The organism is Reyranella sp. (assembly GCF_965279625.1).
In the GTDB taxonomy this organism is placed as follows: Bacteria; Pseudomonadota; Alphaproteobacteria; order Reyranellales; family Reyranellaceae; genus Reyranella.
Map to the genome: position 1 here is coordinate 1,608,303 of NZ_OZ257251.1, position 15,679 is coordinate 1,623,981.

Annotated in this window: 13 protein-coding genes; 6 read left to right on the forward strand and 7 right to left on the reverse strand. The window is 66.3% G+C overall.

The genetic code is table 11. The features are described 5' to 3' along the window. Positions 1–11: 11 nt before the first annotated feature. From ACQY78_RS07850 to ACQY78_RS07870, 5 genes are all read right to left on the reverse strand, one after another. Positions 12–2,090, reverse strand: coding sequence for a TonB-dependent receptor family protein (locus ACQY78_RS07850; protein ID WP_428684352.1), 2,079 nt, complete (start codon positions 2,088–2,090; stop codon positions 12–14). A gap of 69 nt (positions 2,091–2,159) precedes the next feature. Then, a complete protein-coding gene (locus ACQY78_RS07855) occupies positions 2,160–2,543 on the reverse strand; it encodes a DUF2946 family protein (protein WP_428684354.1) in 384 nt (127 codons plus the stop codon). A 72-nt stretch (positions 2,544–2,615) separates the two neighbouring features. After that, entirely contained in the window at positions 2,616–3,473 is an 858-nt protein-coding gene (locus ACQY78_RS07860) for a DJ-1/PfpI family protein (protein ID WP_428684356.1), read from the reverse strand. Between the two features lie 13 nt (positions 3,474–3,486). Continuing rightward, positions 3,487–5,742 carry a TonB-dependent siderophore receptor gene (locus ACQY78_RS07865; protein ID WP_428684358.1) on the reverse strand — a complete coding sequence of 752 codons (2,256 nt, stop codon included), beginning with the start codon at positions 5,740–5,742 and terminating at the stop codon, positions 3,487–3,489. 223 nt (positions 5,743–5,965) lie between these two features. Further along, complete coding sequence (locus tag ACQY78_RS07870) at positions 5,966–6,358, reverse strand: DUF2946 family protein (protein WP_428684360.1); 393 nt, start codon at positions 6,356–6,358, stop codon at positions 5,966–5,968. A gap of 107 nt (positions 6,359–6,465) precedes the next feature. Between ACQY78_RS07870 and ACQY78_RS07875 the strand changes: the two genes are divergently transcribed. Beyond that, positions 6,466–8,601: a TonB-dependent receptor domain-containing protein gene (locus ACQY78_RS07875; protein WP_428684362.1), complete on the forward strand. Its 2,136-nt coding sequence runs from the start codon at positions 6,466–6,468 to the stop codon at positions 8,599–8,601. Here the strand turns inward: ACQY78_RS07875 and ACQY78_RS07880 are convergent. Next, positions 8,579–8,959 carry a hypothetical protein gene (locus tag ACQY78_RS07880; protein WP_428684364.1) on the reverse strand — a complete coding sequence of 127 codons (381 nt, stop codon included), beginning with the start codon at positions 8,957–8,959 and terminating at the stop codon, positions 8,579–8,581. The genes ACQY78_RS07875 and ACQY78_RS07880 overlap by 23 nt on opposite strands. A 30-nt stretch (positions 8,960–8,989) precedes the next feature. Between ACQY78_RS07880 and ACQY78_RS07885 the strand changes: the two genes are divergently transcribed. Together ACQY78_RS07885 and ACQY78_RS07890 are read left to right on the forward strand one after the other, a co-directional pair. Continuing rightward, positions 8,990–9,841: a DUF4743 domain-containing protein gene (locus tag ACQY78_RS07885; protein WP_428684366.1), complete on the forward strand. Its 852-nt coding sequence runs from the start codon at positions 8,990–8,992 to the stop codon at positions 9,839–9,841. Positions 9,842–9,930: 89 nt separating this feature from the next. Further along, positions 9,931–10,293: a hypothetical protein gene (locus tag ACQY78_RS07890; RefSeq protein WP_428684368.1), complete on the forward strand. Its 363-nt coding sequence runs from the start codon at positions 9,931–9,933 to the stop codon at positions 10,291–10,293. 37 nt (positions 10,294–10,330) lie between these two features. On the opposite strand, the gene ACQY78_RS07895 is transcribed toward ACQY78_RS07890, so the two are convergent. Beyond that, positions 10,331–11,314: a Bug family tripartite tricarboxylate transporter substrate binding protein gene (locus ACQY78_RS07895; protein ID WP_428684370.1), complete on the reverse strand. Its 984-nt coding sequence runs from the start codon at positions 11,312–11,314 to the stop codon at positions 10,331–10,333. A gap of 150 nt (positions 11,315–11,464) precedes the next feature. Between ACQY78_RS07895 and ACQY78_RS07900 the strand changes: the two genes are divergently transcribed. Genes ACQY78_RS07900 through ACQY78_RS07910 form a run of 3 tightly spaced genes read left to right on the forward strand, consistent with a single transcriptional unit; the run spans position 11,465 to position 15,678 of the window. Next, the gene (locus tag ACQY78_RS07900) at positions 11,465–12,850 is read left to right on the forward strand and encodes a tetratricopeptide repeat protein (RefSeq protein ID WP_428684371.1); all 1,386 of its coding nucleotides are present in this window, start codon (positions 11,465–11,467) and stop codon (positions 12,848–12,850) included. Beyond that, positions 12,847–14,256 (forward strand): amidase, encoded by a 1,410-nt coding sequence (locus tag ACQY78_RS07905; RefSeq protein ID WP_428684373.1) that lies wholly within the window; start codon positions 12,847–12,849, stop codon positions 14,254–14,256. The genes ACQY78_RS07900 and ACQY78_RS07905 overlap by 4 nt, the downstream gene beginning before the upstream one ends. Continuing rightward, entirely contained in the window at positions 14,257–15,678 is a 1,422-nt protein-coding gene (locus tag ACQY78_RS07910) for an amidase (RefSeq protein WP_428684375.1), read from the forward strand. Position 15,679: the final 1 nt, after the last annotated feature.

Sequence of the window (15,679 nt, forward strand, 5' to 3'; positions counted from 1 at the left end):
CGTCGGCCGACTCAGAATCGCGCCTGGATTCCGGCGTAGACCGACGCTCCGCTGCCCGGGTTGTAGAGCTGGCTGGCCGCGTTGGCGGTGTTGGTCACACCGACATTCGACACGTACATCTGGTTCGTGAGGTTGCGGGCATCGACGAAGAATTCGAGCCCCTTGTAACCCGTGTATCCGGCCTTTACGCCGAGCAACGCATAAGGCGACGTCATGAAGGCGGGATTGTTGACGTTGTCGACGTAGTAGCCCTGCGGCACCCACTCAACGTTGGGACTGACATAGAAGCCGCCCGGCGTGGCGTAGCGCGCCTCCGCCTGGATGTAATAGGGCGGCGCTCCCGGCAGCTGGTTGTTGCCGTAGGTCGGATTGTTGTCGAAGCGGTAGTCGCCGACGGTCAGCGCCATGCGGCCTGTCAGCCGATCACCCTTTTCGCCCTGCCAGGCCGTGCCGTTCAACCCGAGTTCTATGCCCTGATGGATCGCGTTCGGGATGTTGATGGCGATGGCCGAACCGCCGAAGCCCGGCACGACGAGCAGCTGCAGCTCGTTCTTCACCCAGGACCGGTAGATGGAAAGATCCCAGCCGAACTGGCCACCGATCGTGCCGCGCGTGCCGATTTCCGCGGTCCAGGAGGTCTGCGGTGCGAGCGGTGCGAAACCGGGCGCGACGCTCGGGTTCAGTTCCGCCCAAGCCGGCGGTTCCGAGGCCCGCGAGACGTTTGCAAAGAACTGCAGGCCCGGGCGCGGCTCCCAGAGGGCGCCGATCTTCGGGTTTACTTCGAAATAGGCAGCCGATCCGGAGTCGTTGCCGTTTACCAGGTAGTTGTCGATCAGCACTCGGGTCTGCCAGTTGAGCTGCAGGCCGGTGACGACCGAGACTTCGGGGGTCACGTAGAACCAGTTCTCGCCGTAGACCTCGATGCTGGTCGAGTTCTCGGTGTTGTCGTTGGTCAAGGCGCCGGGCACGCCGAAGCTGTTGGCGAACTGCTTGTTGCGGTTGGTCCCGGCGAAGTAGTTCACGCCAAGGACGAAGTCGTTGCGGTGCCCCGCCACCGAGCGGCTGCCCTTGTACTGGCCCGTCACCCCCCAATCGAGAAGGTTGTTGTCGATCACCGCGAAGGTGAGCGGATGGAACAGGTACTTCGACTTCACGAAGCCCTGCAGGGTGAGCGCGTCCTCGCCGATGTCGATGACGGTGGTGTTGGCGAAGCGGAACGAATCGATGTCGCGCCGGGTATTCTGCAGCACGTTGGCGAGCGGGCCCTGCTGCGGGTCGGTCAGGTATTGCTGCTGGGTCAGCGAGCCGGGAATCTGGTTCCGGATCTGGTTGCCCGACAGGAAGAAGCGCGTCTCAGCGTTCGAGCCGATCTGCGCGCCGACATTGCCATTCACTCTCTGCAGGCTCTGGTTGGTCTGCTGACGAAAGCCGTTGCCGCTCAGGTTGGTGAAGGACAGCCAGGCATCCCACGGTCCCTCGCTGAAGCCGGCCGCGGCCTGCTCGCCGAAGGTCTGGTAGCTGCCGCCGTAGAAGCGCGCGGCGTAGCCCGGGTTGCTGCGGCCGGTGGGCGAAACGAAGTTGATCGCACCACCCAGGGTCGCGGCGCCGTAGCGCAGCGCATTGGCGCCCTTGTAGACCTCGATATACTGCTGGGCGAGCGGATCGATCTCCTGGAAATCCCCGCTGCCGTCGGCCTGGTTGATGGGCGATCCGTCCTGCAGGAGACGGATGCCGCGCAGGTGGAAGTTGCGCGACAGGCCGGACCCGCGGATGACGAGTTTGGAATCCTCCTGGCCATACTTGCTCTGCGCCCAGACGCCGGGCGTGTATTCGAGCATGTCCTTCATGGTGGTGGCACGACCGTCGAGATAGCGCGTCGCCGGCACGACCTCGACGCCGCCGGGCGTCTTGTTGATCTGCTCCTCCGCCTGTTTGGCAGACGGCACGGTGAGCGACGCAGTGGGCGCGGTGACGGTAATCGCCGGCATGGTGGGCGCCTGGCTCTGTGCCAATTCTTCGGCGCGAAGGATCGAGGGCACGAAGGCGAGCCCTATGGAGGCGACAACGGTCGCCCGAAGAGTCGAAGACATGATGCTTCCTTGAATGACTGACGTGAAACAGCGCGCACGCCACGGGCGTGCGCGGTGCAGGACGGAAGGTCAGACGTTCGGAAGCGGAGGAGCTCGGGGCTGGTTGGGCCCGTCGCGGATGGCGCCGGTCGAGGGATGATGATGCGCCGTGTGGACATACGCAGCCGCTTCGGTGACCTCGATCTCGATCGAGGCGCCCGATGGCAGCGCTTGCGCCGGTGCGTGCGCGAGGCCGAAGCAGCAATCGTGGACCCTGGCGTTCGCCCGTCCCTGCGACTCGCCCTCACCCGTGTCGGCATTGGGCTGGCACAGGGCTCCCCACATCGCGGTGGCGGCCTCGAGGCCGCCCATGCGCAGCATGACCGCGTGGGAGAGAGGCTGGAAGATGGCGAGCGTGACCGCGAACAGCGCCACCGTCAGCGCCATCGAGCGCAAACGTGATATTGGCTGCATTGCGGTCATGCTGCAGTTTAGCCGGGTTGTCCGGTGTCGCTCAAGCTGCTTGGCCGACAAGTGCCTGCGTCATCACAGCCTCCCGAACCTGGCGAATGCGGCGCGGCCCGCCTTCTCGGCTTCGGCGACGAAATCGATGAACATGCCTTCGATCATCGCCCTGACTTCTGCAGGGGCGCTTTCGGGCGTGCCTGCCGAATAGGGAGGTTTGGGATCGTACTCCGCCATGAGCTGGACGCCCTCGGCATACTGTCGATCCCGCAGATGCCCCACGAGAGTGAGGCCGAAATCGATGCCCGCCGTCACGCCCCCGCCCGTGATCCTGTTGCGATCGACCACGACCCTTTCGCCTGCGAGGCTGGCGCCGAAGATCGGCAGGATCCCTCTGGTTGCCCAATGCGACGTCGCCCTGTATCCGGCGAGCAGCCCGGCCGCCCCCAGGAGCAGCGAACCGGTGCAAACCGACGTGACGTACTTCGCCCGGCTGCCGCGGTCCTTCAGGAAGAGCATTGTCGCGTCGTCCGCCATCGCCGCGAGCGTACCGGTGGAACCACCCGGCACGCAGATGATGTCGAGGTCGCTCGGACATTCATCGAAGGTCATGGAAGGCATCACGGAAAGACCGGTGTCGCATTGCACCGGATCGCGCGTCCTGGCGACGAGATGCACCTTTGCGCCCATCAGGCTCGTCAGCATGTGATGCGGACCGACCATGTCGAGTGCCGTGAATTGCGGATAGATCAGGAAGGCGATCTGCTCCGATCCCATCCAATGGGCGGGCATGGACGACATGTCGTGAGGCGACCCGTTTGCGGCTCCGGGCGACGGCTCACCGCCGCCCGTCTGTTGCGCCAGGAGATCGCTGGGCGAATGAGCGACCGCCGCGGCAACGGCGGCCGCGGCGGAGAATTGACGGCGTGTCAAAGACATGGCGAGCCTCCCGTCAGAACTTGAAGGCCAGTTGGCCATAGACCGAGAGCGGCGCTCCCGGTGCAACCTGTCCACCGAGCCAGCTGTACGGAACGAAATACTGGTTGTTCGTCAGGTTCTTGGCCGAAAGAACGGCACGGAACTTCTCGTTCTCGTACCCGATCTTCGCATCGACCGTATAATAGCCGGCGGTCTGCCAGAGATTGGTCGCATCCACGTACTGGTTCGAGGCCGCATAGACGCCGGCGCCCAGGCTGAACCCCGGCGCGACGCTCTCGTCGAACTGGTAGTTCAGCCAGAAGCGACCCGAATGCTCCGGGACGAAGGGCAGCCGGTAGCCCGCCGGAATGCCGGCTCCGGCGGGGTCGGCGAAGAAGGCACTCGTGTAACCGTAGCTCGCCAGCACGCTCCAGTTGCGATTGGGCTGGTAGAGGAAGTCGGCTTCGAAGCCGCGCGAAGTCTGCTGGGTGAGGGCGGCGGAAACGGCGGTCAGCCGGACCGGGACGTTCGTGCGCTCGATCTGGAAGAGCGCCACCGTCCCGGTGAGGGTATCGTTGATGTTGAGCTTCACGCCAGCCTCGTACTGCGTGGAAAACTCGGGCGCCGGCTGGGCGAATGTCTGCGAGAACGGCACCCACTTCATACCCTGGGAATAGCTGCCGTACAGCGATAGCCCCTTGACCAGATCGACGACAATTCCGGCGCGGGGAAGCAGCCGGGTCGCCTGGGTCACGCGCGTCACCATGGCGCCGCTCGCAAACTCGTTATAGGTCATGTCGATCGACGCCAGACGGGCCCCGGCCAGAACATGGAAGCGCTCGTTGATCGTTGACTGCAGCTGCGCGTAGAAGCCCGTCGTCAAGTAGGTGTTGTTGAAGTTGAAGAACGAAGCACCTTCTCCCTTTCCCGGCACAGGGAAGGTATAGGGCGTCGTGAACGACGGATTCTGCAGGTTGGCGAGGGAGGGCGTGCAGCCGAACCCGATCAGAAAGCAGACGTTGCCATTCGTGTCGACGTTCATGTACCCCCAGTCGCGGACGCGGCTGAAGTCGCCACCGATCAGCAGCGTGTTCTTCGTCGACTCCGTCGCGAACTTCGCCTGAACCGTCGGGTTGATGCTGATCTCCTGCTGCTGGTCGTACACCTCGATGTTGTTGACATCGAAGGTCGACGGCGGAAACAACGGCGTGCCCCCGGTTCCCGTGGCGTCGAGGAAGGCGCTTTGGGAGTTCTGCTGCATCTCCGAGGCGCTCCACCGCGCCTTGACGTTGACCGACCAGACATCGTCGATGCGATGATCCAATGTTCCGGTCACGCCATACAACTTCGAGTAGCTCGGCATGATATTGGGATTGCCGAAATACAGGTTGCGGTTGACGGTGTAGTCTCCCGTGACCGTGCCGCTGACCGGCAGGCCGGGATAAGCCTGCTGGTAGGCCTGCGACACAAAACCCTGGAGCGTCAGGGTCGTGTCCGTCTTGTTGGTCAGCGTAAGCGTCGGATTGACGCTGAAGCGGCGGGAATTCAGAACGTCGATGTAGCTACTGCTCCCGGTATACTCGGAGGTGAAGCGGAACAGCACCGTCTTCTCGTCGTTCAGGGGTTGGTTCACGTCGATGTAGGGGTTGGCGTACCAGTAGCTGCCGAACGTCGTGCCCACCTGATACTTTGCCGTGTCGGTCGGCATCTTCGAGACGACGTTGAGCACGCCGCCGACCGGCGCACCGGCGCCGCCGCCATAGACGACGGCGCTGGGGCCCTTCAGGATCTCGACGCGCTCGACATTCACCAGCCCATCGCGGTCGCCCGCGCTGAACAGGTTGCCGGCAAAGCCGTCGGTCCAGAGTTCCGCGCCGAAACCCCTGATCCTCACCGGTGTCTGCTCGACATTGCCAATCATCCGTGTGTCGACGGGCTGCACGTTGCTGGCGTTCCGCACCGCGTCGCTGAGCGTTATCGAGAGCTGGCTGTCGATCAGGGACCGCGTAATGACGTTGATGTTCTGGGGCAGCTGCTCGATGGGGGTCGAGGTCCTGGTGGAAGACTTGGCCGTCAGAGCGCGAAATCCCTGGACCGGGCCGGCCGTCGTATTCTCCACGGGAATGCCGTTTCCCTGAACAAGCACGGGCGGAAATTCGACGGGCGTCCCCGAAGGCTTGTCGCTCGTCTGCGCAAGCGCCGGCATCGCGAGGATCATCAGTCCGGGAGCAAGAAGAGGACGGGCCGAGAGGCAGCGTCTCAGATAGCGGCGCATCGCGCTACGGGGCATGGGAGTTCACCTTGGATCGAATGGATGGATGAGCCCGCGCGGGCTTGCGCCTGCGGCTCGCGAGCATGATCGGAGTGGCTGGGTGGGTGACTGCCGAACAGACGGCAGGCCTCACCGGGACGATCATCGATCGCCCTGAGAATCGCCGGCATGGGCACTCACTCGAATGGCTGACGCGATGCATCACGCGCGCCAGCGGGCGCGCGTGATGCAAGGATTGAAGTCAGTCGTTCAGAAGTGGTGGAGCTCGAGGCTGGTTGGGCCCGTCACGAATGGCGCCGGTCGAGGGATGATGGTGCGCCGGGTGGACGCGCGGGGCCGCCTCGGTGACCTCGACCTCGATCGAGGCGCCGGACGGCAGCGCCTGCGCCGGTGCATGGGACAGTCCGAAGCAGCAATCGTGGACCTTGGCATTCGCCGGTCCCTGTGACTCGCCCTCGCCCGTGTCGGCACTAGGCTGGCAGAGAGCACCCCACAGGGCGGTGGCCGCCTCCAGGCCGCCCATCCGCAGCATGACCGCGTGGGAAAGGGGCTGGAAGATTGCGAGGGTGATCGCGAACAGCGCCACCGCCAGCGCCATCGAGCGCAAACGTGAAATCGGCTGTTTGGCAATCATGGCAAAGTTTAGGCAGGTCTTTGAACAAACTCAAGGCACCAAGCCGGCGGCCGCACTCAATCGCCTGCATTGCGGCACTGGCATGAAGTATGCAGAATATTATAATAATGCATACGAAATCCTCCGCGCTGTTGGCTATGCTCGTGTTCTGGCCGGCCATCGCGGTCGCACAGACCACGTCCGAGCCGCCGCCCCTGGCGCCTGGACAGGGACCCTCCGGTCCGGCGGCGCCAAATCCCACCGCGCAGGGCTATACCGGCGCCTCGACCGCGCTTCCGGCCATCACCGTCACCGCGCCCCGCGTGCTGGAAGCCGAGCCGACCGATTCGGCCAGCGAGCGCCGCGTCTCGGGCGAGACGCTGAACACGCGGCCGATCTCGCGGCCCGGCGAGATGCTGGAAGCGGTACCCGGCCTGATCGTCTCCCAGCACAGCGGCGAGGGCAAAGCCAACCAGTATTTCCTGCGCGGCATGAACCTCGACCACGGGACCGATCTCGCCATCTGGTTGGACGGCATGCCGGTCAACATGCGCACGCACGGGCACGGCCAGGGCTATGCCGACCTGAACTTCCTGATCCCCGAACTGGTCGACCAGATGGTCATCAAGAAGGGCCCCTACTATGCCGAGGAGAGCGACTTCGCCTCGGCGGGCTCACTGCGCCTGTCCTATGCCAACCGGCTGGAGAATGCCGTCGTGCTGTCGACCGGCGGCAGCTTCGGCTACTGGCGCGCTCTGGCCGCGGGCTCGATGGCGGCGGGCAACGGCACATTGACCGCGGCCGGCGAGATCGTGACCTACAACGGTCCCTGGCAGGTCGGAGACGACCTGAAGAAGTTCAACGGCTTCCTGCGCTATGCCGAGGGCGACACGGCCAACGGACTGGCCATCACCGCACTCGCCTACACCAACTCCTGGCACTCGACCGACCAGATTCCAGCGCGGGCGGTCGCCGACGGCAGCCTCGGACGCTATGGCGGCGTCGACCAGACCGATGGCGGCGATGCCCAGCGCTATTCGCTGTCGATGCGCTGGAGCCGCAGCGAAGAGCGCACCGCGTCGAAGGTCGAGGCCTACGGCATCTATTCGACGATGAACCTCTACAACAACTTCACCTACTTCCTCGACGATCCGGTGAACGGCGACCAGTTCCAGCAGAGCGACAAGCGCATGATCCTGGGCCTCAACGCCAGCCACCTGATGCGCCACTCGCTGGCAGGATTCGCCTCGGAGACCACGGTCGGCACGCAGGTCCGCTACGACAATATCGGCGTCGGCCTGTTCAACACCCAACAGCGCACGCCGTTCAATACGGTGCGCTACGACCAGGTGACCGAGACCAGCGTCGCCGTCTACGCCAGGAACACGCTGCAATGGACCGACTGGCTGCGCTCGATCCTCGGTGTCCGCGGCGACTGGTTCATGGGTTCCGTCGCCTCCGACACGGCGGCGAACTCCGGCAATGTCGCGGCCTTCCTGGCCAGCCCCAAGGCCAGCCTCATCTTCGGTCCGTTCGACAAGACCGAGTTCTTCGTGAATGCAGGCCTCGGCTATCACAGCAACGACCTGCGCGGCGCCACCATCACCGTCGATCCCGGCGACAAGACCACGCCGGTCGCCTCGGTGCCGCTGCTGGTGCGCTCGCGCGGCGCCGAGGTCGGTGTACGGACCCAGGCGATCAAGGGGCTCGACTCCGCGCTCGCGGTGTTCGTGCTCGACTTCGATTCCGAGCTGCTGTTCGTGGGCGATGCCGGCACGACCGAGGCCAGCCGCCCGAGCCGTCGCATCGGCGTCGAATGGACCAACCAGTACCGGCCGGTGCCGTGGGCGCTGCTCGACCTCGACCTCGCCTACACGCAGGCGCGCTTCACCAACCCCGATCCGGCGGGCGACTTCATCCCGGGCGCGCCCGCCTTCATCGCCTCGGCCGGCATCACGCTCGGTGGCGATACAGGCTGGTTCGGCGCGGTGCGCTGGCGCTACTTCGGAACGCGCCCGCTGGTCGAGGATGCGAGCGTCACGTCGGGCCCGACCTCGATCATCAATGCGCGCCTGGGCTACGTTTTCGAGAGCGGACTCAAGCTGCAGGTCGACGCCTTCAACCTGCTGAACACGCAGGCCAGCCAGATCGACTACTACTATAGCTCGCGTCTGCCGAACGAAGGGCCCGACGGCGTGGCCGACCGCCACTTCCATCCGGTCGAGCCGCTGGCCGTGCGCTTCACGATGGCCAAGGCGTTCTGACCAGCGTCGCCGTCGCGTGCAGCATGGGCTCGACGACGGCGTGGCTGAACAGCCAAGCCTCGGCGTGGGCCGCGTCGCCATCGCGACGGATCACCCGCGACAGGGAAATCACGTCGGCGACCTGGGCGGGCCGCAGCACCGTGACGTTGAGATGCGACACGCGCGCGTCGAGGCCCGCGGTGGCCCGCAGCGAGGTGTCGACCAGCGATAGAAGCGCCGCCGTCGTCCAGCCGGCCCCGGCCGCCGGCGAAAAGCGCAGCCGCACGTCCTGATCCTGGCATTCCTCGACGAACACGTCGTGGCGGTCGGCGGCGGGCAGCACGGCTTCGAGCCGCGCCTGAAGTTCGTCTTCGGTCATCGGCCGCACTCTATGCTATCTCCCCGCCTCATGTCCTTTCTCGATCACATCCGCCGCTGCAACAATGCCGACCTCACCCAGTTCGAGCCTTGGTCCATAGGCGGGCATCGGGTGGGCTTCATCCATCGCGACTTCGTCTCGGAGGTCGTGCAGGGTTCCGGCCTGTTCGAGCACCGAGACGGGACGTGGCATCTCGACCCTCGCCTCGATTCGCCGGCAAGGCGCACGGCGGAGGTCCGCGCGTTCCTGCTCGACTTGCGCGCGCGCGGCCACTTCAAGGGTCTGTGGCGCGAGGAGGAATACGCCGTGTGTCCGCAGGAGGGCGCGCCCGTCCTGATGGCGATGGAGCGGTCCGCGGTGCCATGGTTCGGCGTGCGCGCCGGCGGCCCCCACATGACGGGCTATGTCCGCCGCGCCGACGGGCTGCACATCTGGGTGCCGCGCCGCTCGTTCGAGAAGCCCACCTTCCCCGGCCAGCTCGACAATACGGTCGCCGGCGGCCAGCCCGCGGGGCTTGGCCTGCACGAGAACCTGGTCAAGGAATGCGGCGAGGAAGCCTCGATCCCGCCCGAGCTGGCGCTTCAGGCCAAGGCGGTCAGCGTCGTCGGCTACTGGAACCAGTCGGGGCGGCAGTTGAAGCCCGACGTGATGATCTGCTTCGATCTCGAGCTGCCGCAGGATTTCACACCGCGCGCCAACGACGGCGAGGTCCACTCCTTCGAGCTGTGGCCGGTGCAGCGGGTGTTCGAGACGGTGCGCGACACCACCGAGTTCAAATACAACTGCAATCTCGTGTTGATCGACTTCTTCGTGCGTCACGGCATGCTGTCGGCCGACGATCCGGCGTTCATCCCCATCGTCGCCGGTCTCAGGATGATGTAGACTCCGCGCAACGGTTCAGGCTGAGCGACGGCACGTCGCCTCGAATACGTTGCCGGCTCGGCCGACACTTTGATCAGGTGGCCGCCCTCATGCCACGACATTTGCTGATCGCCGCGACGATGGCGGCGTTCGTTGCTACCTCTGCCCTGGCGCAGGACGGACATCACGGCGAAGGCCACGCCCAGAGTCACGACTGGTACGAGAAGCTGAGACAACCGGGCACCGGCGCCTCGTGCTGCAACGGCACGTTCAACGGCGTCGAAGGCGACTGCCGCCCGACGCGGGCCTACCAGAAGGACGACGGGAACTGGTACGCGCTCCTCGACGGCCGCTGGGTGATGGTGCCGCCGAAGGTCGTATTGAGAGAACTCGCTCCCGACGGCCGCAGCCATATCTGCGCGAACAAGACCGGCAACATCTTTTGTTTTTTGGGTGGTTCGCCCAAGTCGTGAACGACTTGGGCGAGGCGGCCCGAATTGCGCACCGTGCTCACGCCGGCGGCGCGATCTTTGCCTCTTCGATGACCTTGCGCCACTTCACCGTCTCGGCGGCGAGGCGCTTGCCGTAGTCGGCGGCGCTGCCGCCCACCAGGACGAAGCCGAGGTCGACGAGCTTCTTGGCTGTCGCAGGGTCGGACAGCACCTCGTTGAAGGCGGCGTTGAGCTTCGCGACGATCGGCTCCGGCGTGCCGCCCGGCGCCATCACCCCGAAGAACACCGCGCCCGTCAGGTCGGCAGGCAGGCCGACCTCCGCGACCGTCGGCACGTCGGGGAGCATCGGCACGCGCTTGGCGGCCGCGACGACCAGGCCGCGCAGCCTTCCGTCCTTCACCGCGAGGCCGCCCGGCAGCAGCGTATCCGAGAACAGCATGACGTGGCCGCCCAGCACGTCCTTCAGCGCGTCAGCGCTGCCCTTGTAGCCGATATGCTCGAGCTTGATGCCGGTCTGCATCTTGAGCTGCTCGCCCCACAGATGCGGCATGCTGGCGTTGCCGGCCGAGGCGTAGGGGATCGGCGAGGTCTGCGCCTTCGCCCAGGCGATGAATTCGGCCATCGTCTTGTAGGGCGCATTGGGATTGCAGGCGAGCAGCAGCGGCATGTCGACATAGCTGCAGACCGGCGCGAGATCCTTCACCGGATCGTAGGGCAGCTTGAGGCCGAACGACGTGTTGGTGGCAACGGGAGCCGCCGCCATCAGGATCGTGTAGCCGTCGGGTTTCGCCTTGGCGACGATCTCGGTGGCGATGATCGTACCCCCGCCCGGCTTGTTTTCCACGAGTACCTGCTGGCCGAACTTGTTGGTCAGATACTCCGCAGCGACGCGCGCGGACGTATCGGTTGCACCGCCCGGTGCGTAGGGCACGATGAAGCGGATCGGCTTGTCGGGATACGCCTGGGCCCGCGCGATGGAGGGCCCGAGACCCGTTGTGAGCGTGAGCGCTGCGGCAGAGCCCAGCAGGTGGCGGCGTTTCATCTTTTACTCCCTTGGCATTTTCGTCTTGGTTGGTGCGGAGTATCCGCGACGCCCTGAAGAAGAGCTAGCCCCTCGACCAGCCGAGGTGCGGCATGCGAAGCTGATCCCGTGCAAATTCAAGGGGGCCGGGTGGCGAGGGACGGGCAAGGGTTGGAGTTGGGCAATGCCGACGAGGGTGCGGTCGCCGCGCTGGATTTCGTCAGGCAGGAATGGCTGGGCTTCGGCAAGCGGTTCGCCGACTTCATCGCCGCCGCGGACGCGGAAGAGAAATGCCCGATGCTGCCGCTGGTCGCGGCCAGCCTCTTCCTCTCGATGTACTCGCCCGAGGGTCACGCCGCCGCAACGCGCCATCTCTCGCGCGCGCAGAAGATGACGGCAAGCGCGAGCCCCCGCGAATTCGCGTGGCTAGGCGCCATCGAATTCTGGGTTGGAGGTGACACCGACCGCAGCCTGCAACAGTTCCGCAGGATCGTCGCCGAATGGCCGCGCGACCTGCTGGCCGGCAAGCTGGCGCAGCTGCTGGCCTTCAACCGCGGCGAGGCCGAGACGCTGCTCGAGGTCGGCGAGAAGCTCCTCGCCGCCAACCCGGATAATCGCTTCGTCTGGGGCATGTATGCGTTTGGCCTCGAAGAGTGCAATCGCCTCGACGAGGCCGAGGCCGCCGCACGCAGGGGACTGGCGCTCGACCGCAACGACCCGTGGGCCCATCACGCCATCGCCCACTGCCTGGAGGCGCGCGGCCGCATGCTGGAGGGCGTCGCCTTCCTCAGCTCGGTGTCCGACACCTGGAGCGACTGCAACTCCTTCATGCAGACGCACAACTGGTGGCACCTCGCGCTGTTCCTGATCGACCTCGATCGCACCGACGAGGCGCTGGCGCTCCATGACGAGCGCGTCTGGGGCGTGTGGAAGGAGTTCTGCGAGGACCAGGCCAACGCCGTCTCGCTGCTGGCACGGCTCGAACTGCGCGGCGTCGATGTCGGCGCGCGCTGGGCCGATCTTGCGACCTATCTGAAGCCCCGGGTTCGCGAGCATCTCTCCGCCTTCCATGACGTCCACTATCTCTACGGTCTGGCGCGCGCCGGCAAGCGCAGCGCCGTCACCGAGATGCTGGCGAGCCTCGAGGACCGCGCCGCCCGCGCGAAGCCCTTCGAGCGCGAGCTCTGGGCCGATTGCGTGGTGCCGCTGGCGCATGGTCTGGCCGCCCACGCCGTGGGCGACATGCCGGCGGCGGCGCGCCTGATGGGTCAGGCGATGCCCTACCTGCGCAGCCTCGGCGGCTCGATCGCGCAGCGCGCCTTGTTCGGCGCCCTCCATCTCGATGCGCTGAGCCGCGCCGGCTGGAACGACGCGGCGCTGGCGATCGTGCAGGCCGACGATCGCGAACGGCCCGGCGTGGCCGCGACCAAGCGCGCGCTGGCCGCGCTTTATCACCAGGTCGGCCGCACCGAACAGGCGCTCGCCGCCGAATACCAGGCCGAACAGCTCGCCCGCCAGTATCGCGAAGCGGCGACCCGAACGGGAGAAGCGGCATGACGACGGATCTCACGCAGGCGAGTGCCGCCGAACTCGGCAAACTCTACCGCAAGGGCAAGGCGTCCCCGGTCGAGACGATGAAGGCCGTGCTGGCGCGCGCCGACCGGCTCGCGACGACGATCAACGCGCTCTGCCATGTCGACGCGAAGGCGGCCTTGGCCGCGGCCCGCGCTTCGGAGAAGCGCTGGAAGAAGGGCGAGCCCTTCTCACCGCTCGACGGCGTGCCGGTGTCGATCAAGGAGCTGGTAAGGGTCAAGGGCTGGCCCGCCTCGATGGGCAGCAAGCTCACCGACAAGACACCCGTCGATGCCGATGCGCCGGCGGTGGCGCGGCTGCGCGAGGCCGGCGCGATCGTCTTCGCCCAGAGCACCAGCTCGGAATACGGGCACAAGGGCGTGACCGATTCGCCCCTGCACGGGATCACACGCAATCCCTGGAACACCGGCACGACGCCGGGCGGCTCCTCGGGCGGTGCCGGTGCCGCGGTCGCGGCGGGACTGGGTCCGATCGCCATCGGTACCGACGGCGGCGGCTCGGTGCGCATCCCCGCGAGCTTCAGCGGGCTGATCGGCCTCAAGGCCACGTTCGGCCGCGTGCCGGCCTGGCCGCCGTCGATGACCGGCGACCTGTCGAATACCGGCCCGATGGCACGGACCGCGCTCGACGCCGCGCTGATGATGAACGTCCTCGCCCGGCCCGATCCGCGCGACGGCTACGCCCTGCCCCCGGACGACACCGACTACACGAAGAAGCTCACGACCTTGCCGAAGAAGCTGAAGATCGGCTTCGCGCTGCGCTTCGGCGACCATCCGCTCGACATCGAGGTCGCGGCGATGGTGACCAAGGCCGCCCGCGAGTTCGAGGCGCTGGGCTGTACGGTCGAGGAGGTCGAGGCGCCCTTTTCTTTCGGCGAGGCGAGCCGCGCCTTCGTGATCCACTGGCTCTCGGCGCTGCAGCGCCTGCTGCAGGTCTTTCCCGAGGAGCGCCACGGCGAGTTCGACCCCGGCCTGCTGGCCGGCGCCAAGGCAGGCCTGCGCTACAGCCTGCAGGACGTGGTGAACGCGCAGGTGACACGGCGCGACCTCACCCTTGCCTGGAACCTGTTCTTCACGAAGTACGACCTGCTGCTCACCCCCACCGTCGCGGTGCAGCCCTTCGAGGCCGGCACCAATCTGCCTCCTGGTCCCGACGGCAAGCCGAACTTCCTTTGGTCGCCCTACACGCCGCAGTTCAACCTGACGCGCCATCCCGCGGCGACGGTGCCGTGCGGCCTGTCGCGGCTCGGACTGCCGGTCGGCCTGCAGATTGCTTCGGCCCACTACAACGACGCACTGGTCCTGCGCGCCGCCGCCGCTTTTGCCGAAGCCCATCCGTTGAAATTTCCCGTCCTCCCGGAGACCAAGTAGATGACTGCCGACCTTGCCATGATGCCGGCCCACGAGCTGGTGAAACTCTTCAAGACCCGCAAGGCCTCGCCGGTCGAGGCGACCAAGGCGGCACTCGCCCGCATCGATGCCTTCAACGGCCAGCTCAACGCCTTCCAGCATCTCGACCCCGACACTGCGATGCGCCAGGCGCGCGCCTCGGAGAAGCGCTGGAAGAAGGGCGGCAAGCGGCTTTCGGACATCGACGGCGTGCCGATCACCATCAAGGACATGGTGCTGACCAAGGGCATGCCGACCCGCATGGGCAGCCTCGCCACCGATCCCGACGGTCCCTTCAACGTCGACGCGCCGGTGGCGCAGCGGCTGCGCGAGGCCGGCACGGTGCTGCTCGGCAAGACGACCTCGCCGGAATATGGCTGGAAGGGCGTCACTGATTCGGGCCTCTACGGCGCCACGCACAATCCCTGGAAGATCGGCCGCACGCCCGGCGGTTCGTCCGGCGGCGGCACGGCGGCCGAGGCAGTCGGCATGGGCAACCTCGCCATCGGTACCGACGGCGCGGGCTCGGTCCGTATCCCCTGCTCCTTCTCCGGCATCTTTGGCCTGAAGCCCACGCAGGCGCGCGTGCCACTGTGGCCGGTCTCCGCGCAAGGCACGCTCTCGCACATCGGCCCGATGACGCGCACCGTGCGCGACGCGGCGATGATGATGAACGTCATCGCCCGCCCCGACGCCCGCGATCCCTATGGCCGTCCCGACGACGCCGAGGACTATCTCAAGGGCTTCGACAAGGGCGTGAAGGGCCTGCGCATCGCCTATTCGCCGAACCTGGGCTTCGTCGAGCGCGACAAGATCGACCGCGACGTGGCGGTGGCGGTCGAGCAGGCGGTCAAGGTGTTCAAGACCCTGGGCAGCAAGATCGTCGAGGACTCGCCCGACTTCATGGGCATGGACCCGCGCAAGGTGCTGAACGCCCACTGGCAGTCCAACGTCGCGCTGCTGCTCAAGAGCTTCAGCCCCGAGAAGCGCGAGCTGATGGACCCGGGCCTGGTGAAGGCCGCCGAATACGGCGCCCAGCTCGGCCAGGAAGCGGTCGTCACCGCGATCCACCAGCGCCAGGCGATCTCGGCGATCATGAACCAGTTCATGGCCAAGTACGACCTGCTGCTGACCCCGACGATGCCGATGACCGCCTTCGCGGTGAACGAGAACGCGGCCTGGGGCGGCGACGGCGTCGACATCGGCTGGACGCCCTTCACGCTGACCTTCAACCTGACGCGCCAGCCGGCCGCCACCATCCCCTGCGGCCTCGACCGCGAGGGCATGCCGATCGGCCTGCAGATCGTCGGCGGCCATGCCATGGACGCCCTGGTGCTGCGCGCCGCCGCCGCCTACGAGCGCGTCCGCCCGATCCCGGCACCTCCGATGGCGCACCAGATCTGAC

Bases quoted from the DNA above. Each gene is read 5' to 3' on its own strand.
- ACQY78_RS07890 (WP_428684368.1), top strand. From the start codon at position 9,931: ATGCCACGACATTTGCTGATCGCCGCGACGATGGCGGCGTTCGTTGCT.
- ACQY78_RS07865 (WP_428684358.1), bottom strand. From the start codon at position 5,742: ATGCCCCGTAGCGCGATGCGCCGCTATCTGAGACGCTGCCTCTCGGCC.
- ACQY78_RS07905 (WP_428684373.1), top strand. From the start codon at position 12,847: ATGACGACGGATCTCACGCAGGCGAGTGCCGCCGAACTCGGCAAACTC.
- ACQY78_RS07910 (WP_428684375.1), top strand. From the start codon at position 14,257: ATGACTGCCGACCTTGCCATGATGCCGGCCCACGAGCTGGTGAAACTC.
- ACQY78_RS07880 (WP_428684364.1), bottom strand. From the start codon at position 8,959: ATGACCGAAGACGAACTTCAGGCGCGGCTCGAAGCCGTGCTGCCCGCC.
- ACQY78_RS07860 (WP_428684356.1), bottom strand. From the start codon at position 3,473: ATGTCTTTGACACGCCGTCAATTCTCCGCCGCGGCCGCCGTTGCCGCG.
- ACQY78_RS07885 (WP_428684366.1), top strand. From the start codon at position 8,990: ATGTCCTTTCTCGATCACATCCGCCGCTGCAACAATGCCGACCTCACC.
- ACQY78_RS07875 (WP_428684362.1), top strand. From the start codon at position 6,466: ATGCATACGAAATCCTCCGCGCTGTTGGCTATGCTCGTGTTCTGGCCG.
- ACQY78_RS07850 (WP_428684352.1), bottom strand. From the start codon at position 2,090: ATGTCTTCGACTCTTCGGGCGACCGTTGTCGCCTCCATAGGGCTCGCC.
- ACQY78_RS07855 (WP_428684354.1), bottom strand. From the start codon at position 2,543: ATGCAGCCAATATCACGTTTGCGCTCGATGGCGCTGACGGTGGCGCTG.
- ACQY78_RS07870 (WP_428684360.1), bottom strand. From the start codon at position 6,358: ATGATTGCCAAACAGCCGATTTCACGTTTGCGCTCGATGGCGCTGGCG.
- ACQY78_RS07895 (WP_428684370.1), bottom strand. From the start codon at position 11,314: ATGAAACGCCGCCACCTGCTGGGCTCTGCCGCAGCGCTCACGCTCACA.